12 protein-coding genes and 1 pseudogene are annotated in these 13,660 nt (G+C 40.0%); 7 read left to right on the top strand and 6 right to left on the bottom strand.

Features of this window, described 5'->3' with window-relative positions; genetic code table 11:
* Window position 1: 1 nt before the first annotated feature.
* The 4 genes from MTF68_RS17755 to MTF68_RS17740 all read right to left on the bottom strand — a co-directional run bounded on the left by MTF68_RS17755 (window position 2) and on the right by MTF68_RS17740 (window position 4,063).
* Window positions 2–295, bottom strand: coding sequence for a hypothetical protein (locus tag MTF68_RS17755; RefSeq protein ID WP_248463203.1), 294 nt, complete (start codon window positions 293–295; stop codon window positions 2–4).
* Complete coding sequence (locus tag MTF68_RS17750) at window positions 295–762, bottom strand: DUF4405 domain-containing protein (RefSeq protein WP_055254761.1); 468 nt, start codon at window positions 760–762, stop codon at window positions 295–297. The genes MTF68_RS17755 and MTF68_RS17750 overlap by 1 nt, the downstream gene beginning before the upstream one ends.
* Before the next feature lie 322 nt (window positions 763–1,084).
* Window positions 1,085–3,040 carry a TonB-dependent receptor gene (locus MTF68_RS17745; RefSeq protein WP_055254759.1) on the bottom strand — a complete coding sequence of 652 codons (1,956 nt, stop codon included), beginning with the start codon at window positions 3,038–3,040 and terminating at the stop codon, window positions 1,085–1,087.
* Between the two features lie 108 nt (window positions 3,041–3,148).
* The gene (locus tag MTF68_RS17740; RefSeq protein WP_248463202.1) at window positions 3,149–4,063 is read right to left on the bottom strand and encodes a LysR family transcriptional regulator; all 915 of its coding nucleotides are present in this window, start codon (window positions 4,061–4,063) and stop codon (window positions 3,149–3,151) included.
* Window positions 4,064–4,188: 125 nt separating this feature from the next.
* Between MTF68_RS17740 and MTF68_RS17735 the strand changes: the two are divergent.
* Window positions 4,189–4,530 (top strand): annotated as a pseudogene (locus MTF68_RS17735) (LysR substrate-binding domain-containing protein); the annotation flags it as partial.
* 1 nt (window position 4,531) lies between these two features.
* On the opposite strand, the gene MTF68_RS17730 reads toward MTF68_RS17735, so the two are convergent.
* Window positions 4,532–5,407 (bottom strand): LysR family transcriptional regulator, encoded by an 876-nt coding sequence (locus tag MTF68_RS17730; RefSeq protein WP_248463201.1) that lies wholly within the window; start codon window positions 5,405–5,407, stop codon window positions 4,532–4,534.
* A gap of 119 nt (window positions 5,408–5,526) precedes the next feature.
* Here MTF68_RS17730 and MTF68_RS17725 point away from each other — a divergent pair, with 119 nt between their 5' ends.
* Together MTF68_RS17725 and MTF68_RS17720 are read left to right on the top strand one after the other, a co-directional pair.
* A complete protein-coding gene (locus MTF68_RS17725) occupies window positions 5,527–6,495 on the top strand; it encodes an aldo/keto reductase (protein WP_248463199.1) in 969 nt (322 codons plus the stop codon).
* A 20-nt stretch (window positions 6,496–6,515) separates the two neighbouring features.
* Window positions 6,516–8,255 (top strand): alpha-amylase family glycosyl hydrolase, encoded by a 1,740-nt coding sequence (locus tag MTF68_RS17720; RefSeq protein ID WP_248463198.1) that lies wholly within the window; start codon window positions 6,516–6,518, stop codon window positions 8,253–8,255.
* Window positions 8,256–8,313: 58 nt separating this feature from the next.
* Here the strand turns inward: MTF68_RS17720 and MTF68_RS17715 are convergent, their stop codons facing one another.
* A complete protein-coding gene (locus MTF68_RS17715) occupies window positions 8,314–10,383 on the bottom strand; it encodes a bifunctional 2',3'-cyclic-nucleotide 2'-phosphodiesterase/3'-nucleotidase (protein ID WP_248463196.1) in 2,070 nt (689 codons plus the stop codon).
* 259 nt (window positions 10,384–10,642) lie between these two features.
* On the opposite strand from MTF68_RS17715, the gene MTF68_RS17710 reads away from it, so the two are divergent.
* The 4 genes from MTF68_RS17710 to MTF68_RS17695 all read left to right on the top strand — a co-directional run bounded on the left by MTF68_RS17710 (window position 10,643) and on the right by MTF68_RS17695 (window position 13,615).
* Complete coding sequence (locus MTF68_RS17710; RefSeq protein WP_248463194.1) at window positions 10,643–11,932, top strand: M20 family metallopeptidase; 1,290 nt, start codon at window positions 10,643–10,645, stop codon at window positions 11,930–11,932.
* Between the two features lie 103 nt (window positions 11,933–12,035).
* Complete coding sequence (locus MTF68_RS17705) at window positions 12,036–12,647, top strand: TetR/AcrR family transcriptional regulator (protein WP_248463192.1); 612 nt, start codon at window positions 12,036–12,038, stop codon at window positions 12,645–12,647.
* Window positions 12,648–12,677: 30 nt separating this feature from the next.
* Window positions 12,678–13,091, top strand: a complete 414-nt coding sequence (locus tag MTF68_RS17700; protein WP_004588484.1) for a GFA family protein — start codon at window positions 12,678–12,680, stop codon at window positions 13,089–13,091.
* A gap of 371 nt (window positions 13,092–13,462) precedes the next feature.
* A complete protein-coding gene (locus MTF68_RS17695) occupies window positions 13,463–13,615 on the top strand; it encodes a hypothetical protein (RefSeq protein ID WP_024031649.1) in 153 nt (50 codons plus the stop codon).
* The last annotated feature ends 45 nt before the right edge of the window (window positions 13,616–13,660 follow it).

Genomic DNA, 13,660 nt, shown 5'->3' with positions numbered 1-13,660 from the left:
TTCAGACTTTGTTTTTAAACCCCCTTTTTATTAAGCCTAATAGTTTAGCAATCCCTAAAGTAAGTAGCATAGGTACGCCTATTAAAATAAGCTCTTTTACAAAGGGTAAAATGTACATCAAAATAGGGGCTATTCTCGGCTTTTCACCCTCAGCTGCACCGTGGGAGTATCCCTGTTGATTTATTTGTGCGGCCCAGTCGGTGAGCTCTAAACTAACCAGTAAAAGGCTCACTAAAACAGATACAACTAACACAATGCAGGTGCGGGTTTTCCACTGTTGTTTTAGGTGCTTCATTATTTAGCCTCCTTGGCAAACATGCGTTTAGTAAGTTTTACTATCCAAGAAAAATTAAGCGCTAAATGCACACCTAGCATGGGCATAATAAAGGTGGCTGAATCGTGATGTATTTTCGACCAAAAGTCTTGAATGTTTAAACTAATATTAAGTGCGGGTAGTAGAGCCACCGACACTAAAAAGCCACTCACAAATACTAATAACATCATTATATAAAGTAGGTAATCCCACACTATATTAAAGCGCTCACGTGCTGTTATATTGGCAAATAAACGGCCAAAACTGCGTGTTACCCAATCCCAATGTAGCAATAAATGTATAACAAAAGGAATAATAAAAAATAGGCTAAACCATTCGTGTAAAGGGATGCCAGTAGCTTGAGGTGCACTTACTAGCATAAAGCTAATAAGCAGTAAGGTGTCCATTACATAACGGAACTTTTGTAAGTTTTGTTTCCAATCAGACATTATTGACCCTGAAATAATTTATTTATAATACCAATCCGCATAATTAAGTGAACTATTTTGAGGATGGAAAAACGTGTTGATAGCAAGGCAAAAAATTCGCTATTTAGTTGTTCTCGGCAATTGCTCCTGCATTGCTCTATCTTCTGCATCCATGCAGTCGTAAATGAGAGTTTTTTAACGCAGATAGCGACACGTTTAGCCCCTAAAAATGATTAAGTATTATTGCGGATTGGTATGGTTGACGCTATTTAAGGTACGCCCCCCTTAAACAGCAAAAGGCTCAATAAAATATTGAGCCTTAAATCATGAGCAAGTTATTAAATTAAAAAACGTAAGACGCGCTTAATTTAACATTACGACCCGCTTCGTAATCTTGCACTGTGTCGCTTGAGTATGAAGCGTGAGAGTAATACGTTTTATCAAAAATATTCTCAACACCTAAGGTCATGCTTAGTGCTTCAAGCTGGCTTGGTAGCCACTGCATGCTGATGTTATGAACCTGATAACCCACTTTATGAATATCAGCACCGCTTGATACTGAGTCATCAGTTCTGTTAACTAGGCTGGTCCAGTTAAATTTCAAGTCGTATTTTGGTACTTCGTAGCCAAGGTTTAGTGAAATGCTATCACCTACTTCATAACGCAGTTGCTCGCCTGTCTCTAGTTGTTCAGAGTCTGACTTAGAGTAACTTAAACGCGCACTAAATAGCGCTTTACGCAGTGAAAGCGTTGATTCAAAACCATCTATATCGTAATCACCCGAGTTTTCATAGGTACCAATAGGGCGACCTTTACCAATTGCCCAGTTGTCTATGTAATCTTCAATACGGGTTTTAAACAGGTTTAATGAAAAACCAAATGAGTCTAAGCCCATAATATTTTGATCTTTAAAGGCAAAACCAATGGCGTTATTTACACCGGTTTCTGCTTTTAGGTCTTTATCAAAGTTAGTACTGTAATCAACATAGCTTTCACGCAGGCCAGGACCTTGAAAAAGTTCTGTTGAGCTTGCGTTAACACTCCAGTTATCGTTAATTAGGTATTTAGCCGCTAAACCAAACGTTAACTCGTTCCACGATTTATCTAACGAATCGTTAGTACCGGCTGAGTACATATCTACTTTAAAGTAGTTGTAACGCACGCCAGGGGTTACAAATAACTGATCGGTTACAGCGATTTCGTCTTCAATATAAATAGCGTGAGAGTCGGCAGTGTCTTTATTGGTTTGTACGTGGTTTTCGATACGTTTTGATACCTGCTCATACCCTTCGCCGCCGTAGCGTAATGTATGGTTAAATCCAGCAAGTGCAATTTTAGATGTTGCAAGGGCAGTGTAGCCCGTATGCTCAGAGTTACCCTCAGTTCCTAGTGCAATATAGCTTAGTTCGTTGCGATAAACGCTAGCGCGTAGGGTAATGGCATCGCCTTTATCTAGCTCGTAGGCAAGTGAAGTGCTGGTACGTGTGTAGTCAATATCTTCTGTTTGCGCGTCTGAATCTTCAGCAAAGCCAGCACCAAAGTTGGTTTTTACGTAGTAATCGCCTTCATCGTTATATCTGTCGTATGAGAACACTAAACGGTTACTCTCGTTTACATCCCAGCCGAGCTTGAAGATGCCATCTACCGTGCGGCCTTCGTTACCTGTAACTTCTTTACCATTGCCGTTTTCAAAGTTATTTCTGTCGGTGTAGGTGTAGTAGGCAAGGGCGTCTATGTTGTCGGTTAGCTGACCATATACCGCAGCAGAGCCACCTGCGTAATCATTAGTACCTAAGTTTGTGTATAAGCGCGCGCCAAAATCTTCACCTGGCTCTAGTAAATCTTTAGCATCTTTGGTTTCAAAGGCTACACCACCAGAAAGGCCGCCAGTTAGCACCGAGTTAGTCCCTACTTTTATATCTACTGCTTTTAAAATATCAGCATTAATAAGTAAGTTTCCTGAGTGGTGGAACATATTATTGTTTTGGCTAATACCATCAACAGTAATGTTGAGGTCTAAATCGTCAACACCACGAATATTAATACCTTGTACAATAGAGTGCGAGCCACCTACGTCAATACCAGCTTGGTCACGGAGTAAATCACTTAAATGGTTGGCTTGTTTTCTTTCAATATCGTCTTGTAATAGCGAGTCATTAGTAATTGTTGTGCCCCATACTTCAATGGTTTCAGAGGTGTCGGGAGCTTGTTCCGCTAAGCTTATGAATGACATACCAGTACACAAAGTACCAATAACAACGTTAAGCGCGTGCTTATTAAATGGGAGCGTGTTTTTCATGGTGAGTATGTTTATCTAATTTTAATATTATTAAGAATGATTCGTATTAAAACGTTCACTGCCTTAAATGGCAATTTAAAATACATACCCTACATGAATAACAGTTATTTAAACTTCAAATACTTTATTTTTTACAAGCTCTCTAAACCATTGACATACAGGGTCATTATGGTGGCGTTGATGCCAGTATAAAGCCACTTGTGCATACTCTGAGCTAAGTTCTGGGGGCGGGGTTCTGGCAACTACGTCATGCTGTTGGCACACATCTGCAGCAAAATGATTGGGCACATAAAATATTAAATCAGTGTTGTCAGCAATGCTGCCAATACTGTAAAAGTTTTTTAAGCGTATTGGTGTCGCTATATTATCAATGCCTAGCGCAGCAAAATTTTGTGCAATAGTTAATGCTTTTTCACCCTGAATTGATATTTGCCCAAAATTACAATCACGCAATAAATCAACGCTTAATTCTTGTTTAGCCAGCCTGTGGGAGCGAGCCATTACTAATTTAAACTCGCGCTCAAACAACGGCTGTTGATATAACTTACCCTCTGAATTAGCGGGCTTGTGGCCAGTAATCACAAAGTGAGTATCGCCTTTAAGCAAATCAGAAAACTGCGGCTTAGGCAGGGTGTCTATTTCAAGGGTGATATTAGGCGCTTGCTCGCGAACATCTTTAATTATTGTTTTTATAAATAAATGCATTTGCGGCGGTAGGCCAAACAGTTTTATGGTGGCAGTGCTGGTTTTAGGGTCGAAGGTTTGCTTGTTAACCAGTGTTTCTACCATATTTAAAATAGAATTTAGGTCTTGCTGAATTGATTGCGCTTTTGGTGTTAGCTCATACCCTCCAGCCATTCTTATTAATAATTGATCGTCAAACAAGGAGCGTAATTTACTTAACGAGCGGCTTATAGAAGGTTGGCTCATGCCTAAAGTTAAGGCGGTATTGCTAATATGTTTTTCGTTTAAAAGCTGCTTTAAAATAATAAGAAGGTTTAGATCGAGCTGATTTAAATTCATAGTTAGGTTTGCAAGTTATCAGTATTTCAAGCCATTATCCTAGCACTTAATTAGTTAGGTAGGTAAAGATGTTTATTTTTCAGGTGCTGAAATAGGCTTAATTGTTTTAATATGATCTAAAAAATTTTAATTGCCTTATAAACACGGTTGTCGCTAACGCGAAGCGTTGGAGTTATAGGCTTGATGGTAAGAATACCATTGTAAAAGTATCAGGTAGTTTAGAGGTTAACGACTCACAAAGTTTAAAAGCGTTTGCTTTAGCAAGCCAAGGTGTAGCGCAATTACCTAATTTTTACGTTAACCAAGCACTTAAAAGCGGTGAGCTGGTAGAGGTGCTAAGTGAATACGCGCCAAGCCCGCTGCCTATTAATTTACTTTATCCGTCTCAACGTTTGTTAAGCCCAACTGTTAAAGCTTTAGTCGATTATTTAGTAAACCACTTATCTCAATATAAAAGTAATTGGTAAGCTAGTTTCTAAACCAGTTGGTGGTAAATTTAATAAAATGGCTAATACGTGCTGATTCGTTAATTAGCTGAGGGTGAATTAAATACACATCAGATTGCGGATACTGTAACTGCGTTAATAGCGGCTTTAAAGTGTGCGCGTTAATTTCTAAATCTACTAAATACTCCGGGGTGTATATAATTCCTTGACCTTGCAGTGCAAGGTTTTTAAGCATGTGGTTATCGTTAATGCTTAGCTTTCCTTCAAGCTCAATGGCCCTATCGGAAAAATGCCACAGGCTAAATTGCGTGCTGGTTAAACAGCTATGCTTTAATAAATCTTCAACGTCGCTTGGCTCACCATTTTTAGCAATATAATTAGGCGAGGCACAGCACACCTGTTTATAACTAAATAGCTTTTTGGCAATCATGTTTTGGGGCGGATTAAGGGTTGATCTAAATGCAATATCGTAATTGCTTTGAATCAAATTGTGAGGGGTGTAGCTGCAGTCTATATTAAATTTAACATCAGGGTACTCTTGGTTAAATTGCTCGCAAATAGTTAGCAGGTATCTATTGGTAAATTGGCTCGGCGCGGTAATTCTAATGTTGCCGGCAATAGCCTCGTGTTCATGGGCTAAGGTTCGTTCAAGCTCTAATAATGTGCTTTTAATATTTCCCATACAACTAAGCACATGCTTTCCTTGCGGGGTGAGCTTTACACTGCGGGTTGTGCGAATAAGTAGGGCTCTTTGGTATTCTTTTTCGAGCGCTTTTATTTGCTCAGACAAATACCCTCGGGAGATCCCAAGCGCTAAAGCTGCCTTTGAAAAGCTTAAGTGTTTGGCTACTTCGTTAAACAAAAATAACCGTTCAAATTTTTTATGTTCTCTCAGCATTTAAATGAGCACTGTGTTTTTATTGTTTGTTATAGCAAATAATGAGTTTTATTTTTAGTATTTAGTTGAATAATTTAATCGGTAAACTACGAGTCACTCTTTTTTAATACCGATAACTCATGACCAATAAAACTATTTCTCAATTTATACCCAATGCTAGCGAACTTATTTATGGCTGTATGGGCTTGGGTGGTGGCTGGAATAACAACCCAATAACCAAAGCCGATATAAACCAAGCACATACAGTAGTAGAGGCAGCGCTTGAAAATAACATTAATTACTTTGACCATGCTGATATTTATACTTTTGGTAAAGCAGAGCAGGTATTTGGTGAAGTTTTAAAAACGCGCACCGACCGTGATAAGTTAATTATTCAATCTAAATGCGGTATTCGCTTTGCAGATGAGCATGGCCCAAAGCGTTATGACCTTTCAGGACAGTGGATAGAGCAAAGTGTAAATAAAAGTTTAGCGCAGCTAAAAACAGACTACTTAGATGTACTTATTCTGCACAGACCCGACCCACTCATGTGCCCTCAGGAAATTGCTAGCACTTATAAAAAACTAAAAAGCCAAGGCAAGGTACGTTTTTTAGGGGTGTCCAATATGCAGCAACATCAAATAAAAGCCATTCAACAAGCCCTGTCAGAGCCACTTATTTTGAATCAAGTAGAAATGAGCTTATTAAAAAATGACTGGGTTGAAGAGGGCATATATGCTGGTAACGCGCAAGGCGCAAATATTAACTTTACGCCGGGCTTAATCGAGTTTTGCCAGCACGAGAATATACAGCTGCAGGCGTGGGGAAGTTTATGCCAAGGGTTGTTTTCGGGTGCTGATATAACCGGCGCTGAAACCCGTATTAAAAACACGTACCAATTAGTACAAAGCTTAGCTGCGCAGTACGAAACAAGTGCAGAAGCCATTGTACTGGCATGGTTAAACAGGCACCCTACAAACATTCAATCTGTTATAGGGACTACTAACACTGCGCGTATTAAAGCGTGTGCACAAGTAAACAAAATACAATTAACGGCCGCTCATTGGTATGCACTTTACGAAAGTGTAAAAGGTTGCGAGTTGCCATAGTTTAGTAAAGGAGCACTAAAATGATAAAAAACACACTAACAACATTTTTACTAAGCACTGTAGTGACATTAACGGCCTGTAAAAGTAATCAGCCACCAGCGGCCGATAACGCAAACACTGCAAGCACTGATAATTATTTACAGCGCGATGTACGCGACGATATATTTTATTTTGTATTACCTGATCGTTTTAATAATGGCGATCCGCAAAACGATAATGGCAGCAATGAGCATGCTATTTCGGCTGGTGGGTTAAATTTAACAACCACCAGTGGTTTTCATGGTGGAGATATAAAAGGCATTGAACAAAAGCTCGACTATTTAGAAGCGCTAGGGGTTACAGCAATTTGGATGACGCCTTTATTACGCAACCAAGCGATTCAATCAGACGGTGTTGCGCACCATGGTTATTGGATTGTCGATTTTAGCGAAATAGACCCGCATTTTGGTGGGAATGCTTCTTTAAAAAAGCTAATTGATGCAGCTCATAAAAAAGGCATTAAAGTATTTTTTGACATTATTACTAACCACACAGCCGATATTATTCGTTACGACGAATGCCACATGCCAAACGGTCAATTTAAAGCAGGTTTAACGCATTGTGAGTATAAAGCGCTAAATAACCCTAAGCCGTATAGCCCATTTATTCCTGAGCACTTAAAAAATGTTAAGTACCCAAAGTGGCTAAACAATGTCGATTATTATCACAACCAAGGCGACAGCACCTTTAGTGGTGAAAGCTCACTTAATGGTGATTTTAACGGCCTAGACGATTTAAAAACAGAGCATCCGCAGGTGGTGAGCGGCATGGTCGATATTTATCAAAATTTAATAAAAGAGTTTAAGCCCGATGGCTTCAGAATCGATACCGTACGCCATGTAAATCTCGAGTTTTGGCAAACATTTACACCCGCTATTATTGATTACGCTAAAGCGCAAGGGATTCCAAATTTTCATGTGTTTGGTGAGGTGTACGACCCTAATCCTAAAAACCTAAGTGTATTTACTACAGAAGGTAAAATTCCATCGGTGCTTGATTTTGCATTTCAAAAAATAGCAGCCGATGTGTTTTTTAAAGGACAGAACCCAAACGCCATTAGCGAGCTATTTGCACAAGACTCACTATATCAAGATGAAGACAGCCAAGCCGATTTACTTATGACCTTTTTAGGGAACCACGACATGGGCAGACCTGGCTTATTTATAAACCAAACATTTGATCACGAAAGTGATGAGCTTAAATTAAAGCGCAGCCAATTAGCGCATGCATTTATGTTTTTATCTCGCGGTATACCGGTTATTTATTATGGCGATGAACAAGGTTTTACAGGCGATGGCCACGATATTGATGCACGCGAAGATATGTTTGCATCAAATGTTGCAAGCTATAACGACAATAACCTTATAGGCACCACGCAAACAACGGCCGATAATAACTTTAACCAGCAGCACCCATTATTTAAAACTATTGCGCAATTAAGTAAGTTACGAAAAAATCACGAAGGGCTTCGCCGCGGTGAATACAACGACTTATTTTTTGCTAAAAACACTGGCATGTTTGCGTTTTCACGCACAGTAAAAGGTGCAGAGCAGGCGTATATTATTGTGTTTAATAGCGAAAAAACGCCACAAACAATAGAGTTTAATAGCCCGTATAAACACTTTTCGCCGCTTGTAGCTGCCGAGCAACTTGAGCAACAAAATGGCAAGTTAACGGTCACTTTAAAAGGGCTAAGCTATAGTGTGTATATTGCTAAATAATTAAGGGTTAGGTTAAGTAAAAGCCAGCTGCTAAGCTGGCTTTTTTATGCCTTAAAGGTTATTGCTTTAAATCTATGGTGTATAGCGCAAAACCATTTTCGTCTGTTTTAAGTGGTGAGGTAGACGCAACAGCAGGGAGTGTTTGTGCAATAGTAGCTACTTCATCAAGCGGTGATGTTCTAAACACAACGTTTAGCTCTGTGCTGGTGGTCACGGTGCTAAAGCGCCAGTTATTATCGGCCGAAGGGTCAATACTGCCCGTGCTACTTTTAGCGGCTTCGCTAATAATGTAACTACGCAGCACACCGCGGTTTTCATCTGGGCCTTCAAATGTTTCACGGCTAGTACCGTCAATCGCCGGGAAGTTACCGCCGCCCGATGCACGATAGTTATTAGTTACAATTAAAAACTCTGCCTCTAAATCTATCGCTTCACCTTGGTATTGCAAGTTAGTAATGCGCGAATTGTTTTCACTTATTAATACGCCATCGTTGTCGTATCGTTTTGGCTGAGTGACGTCAATTTCAAAGGTAACGCCGTCAATAATATCAAAGTTAAAAGTAGGAAAAGTGGTATCGAGTAGGTTTTGCTCAGCGCTGCTGTTTACATCAATCTGATTAAACTGACCTGCAGAGCGTTCAAGCCACTCTTTAACATCGCTACCTGTTACTTTTACCATACGAATAGTGTTTGGAAACACATACAAACTAACGGTATCTAGTAGGGTAATATCGCCTGCTTTTACATTGGTGTAATCTTCAATACCATTGCGCCCAGCTCTAAAAGGGGCTGCTGCCGAAAGCACGGGTAAGCCATCAAGCTCAGTGCCTTGAATAAATGCTTTACCCCACGCTATTTGTGCATCTGATACTATTTGAATTGACGGGTCGTCTTGTACCAAAGCAAAAAAGCTATAAATTGGGTTTGAAATTTCAGCAAATGGTTCGCTCACCCAATCAATCGTTGCTTGGTGTTCAAGCTCAATTGCGGCAGCTACATCGGTATCTACAGCAGCTAAATCAACAAAGTCGCCGTTTTCATCTGTACCACTAATGGCGCGGGTTTCTACTTTTGAGCTGGTTACTTCCCAGCCGCCTTCATCGTTTGGCTCAACAATTAAATCAATAACCCCTAAGTTATTGCCAAAAAAGCCAGGCATAACAGCCGGTACGCCATTAAGTTTACCGTTTACGTTATCAATACCCGCCGATTCATAGCCATCGTACGACGAATCACCCGGAAACAAACGGTGGTTATGACCAAACAATATGGCGTCTACGTCATCTACTTTAGACAGGTAAAGGGCCGTATTTTCAGCAAGGTCTTCTTGGGCGCTGGCTGTTAACCCAGAGTGTGGAATGGCAATAATAATATCGGCGCCTTGTGCTTTCATTTGTGGAATGAACTTTTCAGCAGTAGCAACAATATCTTTAGCAATGACCTTACCTTGTAAGTGCGCGCTATCCCATTGCATAATTTGCGGTGGGGTAAGGCCTAAGTAACCAATTTTAATTGTTTGTTCGTTGCCGTTTATATCAAATACGGTTTTATCTTGAAGGTAGTACGGTGTGTAACGGTTTTCATCGTTGCTGTCGTCATCATCACCATCATCAACGTATACATTGGCATTAATATACGGGAAGTCGGCACCACTTAATGTGGCATCTAAAAATGCTAAGCCAAAATTAAATTCATGGTTTCCTAAGTTAGCAACATCGTAATCAAGCAAGTTCATTGCTTTAAAGGCCACATGGGTTGCGCCATTTAAAATATCGTCTTTACGTACAATCGCTTCGTAATCGCCAAGCGGGCTGTTTTGAATTAAATCACCATTATCAACAAGTACACTGTTTTGCACTTCATTGCGGGCTTCTTTTATAAGGGTAGCGGTGTTAACAAACCCTAAGGTTTCTGAGGGGGCTTGTGCAAAGTAATCGTAGTTAGATAAATACATGTGTATGTCGGTTGTTTCCATTACGCGCAAAGTAACCGGTGCAGGCTCTGGTGTTTCTACAACGACAGGGTCGTTATTATCGTCATCATCAATGTCGCAGCCACTCAATGCGAGTGCAATAGTCAGTGCCAATGTTGATTTTAAAACGTGCTTTTTAGCGATTCGATTTTTCATAGTCATTCCGTGTAATTTAAAAAGAGTACAGTAAAAAAGATTTATTAAAGTATGATGAATTAAAATGTGAATCCTGATTTACATTTTTAGGTGGTGCTATTACAGTAAACAGTGTTTTAGTATTACTTTCAAACTTGTACGCCTTAGCGCTCGTAGTAAAAAAATAAATTTAAAAATGGTGTAGGCTATAACTCAACAGCACTTTTCGATAACACTAAATCGGTTGTTGGGCTTCATTAAAATAATAAAGGAAATCAGGATGAAAAAATCATTACTTTCGGTGGCATTAGGTTTCGCTGCACTTGGTGCGTTTAACGCGCAGGCAAACCTTGATCAGCACGTTAAAAATGTAGAGCAGCAGGTAATTGAATGGCGACGCGACTTTCACCAAAACCCTGAGCTTGGTAATCGCGAAACGCGTACCGCAGGCATTGTGGCTAAACACTTAAAGTCGTTAGGTATGCAAGTACAAACCGATATTGCTTACACCGGTGTTGTTGGTATTTTAAAAGGTGCAAAGCCTGGCCCTACAGTAATGCTACGCGCCGATATGGATGCACTACCGGTAACAGAAAAAACAGATGTGCCATTTAAATCAACCAAAACCACAAATTTCCGTGGCGTTGATGTAGGCATAATGCACGCTTGTGGCCACGACACGCACGTAGCTATGCTAATGGGCGCAGCCGAAGTATTAGCAAATATGAAAGATGAATTGCATGGCAACATCATGTTTGTGTTTCAGCCTGCTGAAGAGGGCGCACCTTTAGGCGAAGAGGGCGGTGCAGAGCTAATGCTTAAAGAAGGTATATTTACTAAATATAAACCTGACGTAGCCTTTGGCCTGCATATTACATCGAGCCTACATACGGGTAAAATTGGCTATCGAAGTGGGCCGTTTATGGCCAGTGCTGATCGCTTTGAAATAACCGTACATGGTCGCCAAGCACATGGCTCAGCACCGTGGACAGGCGTTGACCCTATTGCTGCCGCTGCGCAAATTGTAACGGGCGTTAACCATATTGTTAGCCGCCAAGTAAATATAACCAAAGAGCCTGCTATTGTGTCGTTTGGTAAAATTGCCGGTGGTGTGCGTAATAATATAATTCCTGAAGAAGTTGAAATGGTTGGCACTATTCGTAATTTTGATATGGATAATCGCGCGCAAATCTTTGAAAATATTAAAACAACCGCTACACATATTGCTAAATCATCGGGGGCAACGGCCGATGTGCATATTCACGAAGGTTACCCAGTAACGGTTAATAACCCTGAACTTACTGCGCAAATGTTACCTAGCCTTGAAAAAGCAGCCGGTAAACAAAACGTGCAAGAAATGGGTAAAATAACCGGCGCAGAAGACTTTTCGTTTTATGCCCTAGAAATACCTAGTGTATTTGTATTTTTAGGTGGTACGCCTGACGATCAAGACTTAAAAACGGTAGCAAGTAACCACTCACCTTATTTTTATGCCGATGAGTCATCGTTTAAAGTGGGTACCAAAGCGCTTAGCCAATTAGCGGTAGATTATTTAAATAGCCAAAAATAACGACATAACTACCCAGCGAGTAATGTAATTGCTGGCTGGGTATTGTTGTTTATATTAACAAGCTGCACAGTACGTGCGTTTACAACTCAACATGTTTGAATTTATGTCTGAACACCCTTTTTTGGCGCCTAAGCAACAACGCAGCCAACAAACCCAAGAAAAACTAGTAAAAGCGCTGCATCACAGTTTAAAAAGTAAGTTTTTTGAGCACATAAGTATAAAAGAGCTGGCCGATTACGCCGAGGTGTCGGTAGGTACGTTTTACCGTCGCTTTAAAAATAAAGAGTCGCTGCTGCCTATGCTGTATCAAGACTTTGGTATTGCATTAGATAACTGGGTAAGTGAGCTTGAGGCGCAGCACTATAAAAACTTAGACGATGTAGTTAACACTTTATGCCATAAAACCTATGTGTTTTTATCATCACAGCAGGGGGTATTTAGAACCCTGCATTTAAATTCGCGTTTACACAGTGAGTTATTAGGCAGTGATAAACACATAAACAGGCGAGTAATTTATCAGCGGTTAGCGCAACTAATTAGCCAAACAGATACCAAAGTGAGCGAAACGGCGGCAGGTACTGCAGTATTTTTAATTGTCAGTTCATTGCTTGATAAAGTGCTGTATCACGATTTAACCCCTGCGATAGCCTGTGATTTATCGGCGCAGCAATACGCGCAAGAACTACCTAAAATTATTTTAGCTTATTTAGGTTAAGCACCTTTAAACATACTCAAGGAGAGTAAAATGAAAATTACCGGAAGCTGCTATTGTGGTGAAATTAAATACCAAGCTCAGTCGCAAAATAATAACGTACTTGTATGTCATTGTAGCGATTGCCAACGCATGTCGAGTGGGCCATTTAGAGCCGTAATTATGGCTGAGCCAAACTCGGTGGTATTTACTAAAGGCGAGCCAAAAGAGTATGTTAAAACAGCACAAAGCGGTAATAAACGCGCACAAGGTTTTTGTGGTACGTGCGGCACTACACTTTACGCAACCAACGAAGCAAAAGCCGATAGAGTGTATGGCCTGCGCATAGGGGCCGTTGATCAGCGTGATGAGTTTACCCCAGCTGCGCAAATTTGGTCGCAATCAACGCTTACATGGCTAAACGATTTACACCAAGTGCCGGCTTTTGAAACTACGCCTCAATCATAAGCGCAATGGGCGCTGAGTAAATAAAACGCCTTATTAGCCATGCCTTGCTAGTGGGAGAGTCTCACTAGCAGCTATTTAAATTACCCTTCCTTTTGTATTCTTTTTTATATTTAAATCTGTTTATTGTTGCTTTAGAGCGTTTTTTTAACGCGAGTGATTAAGTATTTATAAGCTAAAGCGCTTTGTGAATTATTTTCATATTTTATTGAAATATATGCCTATGCCCCCCTTTATAAAAACACCTTTCCACTTTTTAAAAATATAAGCTTTTGATATTTATTAATAAATATTTGATTTTTAGCTGTACCTATTTGGCTTGTTATTTGCTGATAAATTCTTATGGACTGCATATTTATTATGAGGTGAAACAAATGAGAATTTTATCTACAAGCGAAGTGGGGGCTGAATTAGAAGCGGCCAAATCACGTTTAAAAAAACTACCACACTGGAAACTCTCTGAAAAATTAGCCTTAGAGCTGCGCTTAAAGCAATTAAGTGCTTATTTTAACGATTACAAAAGTTAGCGCTTAATTTATTAGCGTAATAGATACGGAAATTAATACCCTTGT

Origin of the sequence: Pseudoalteromonas sp. 2CM37A, from assembly GCF_023161885.1 — a bacterium.
GTDB classification, from domain to species: Bacteria; Pseudomonadota; Gammaproteobacteria; order Enterobacterales; family Alteromonadaceae; genus Pseudoalteromonas; species Pseudoalteromonas atlantica.
Note: the sequence above shows the minus strand (reverse complement) of the source record. Positions and strands in the feature narration are given on the sequence as shown.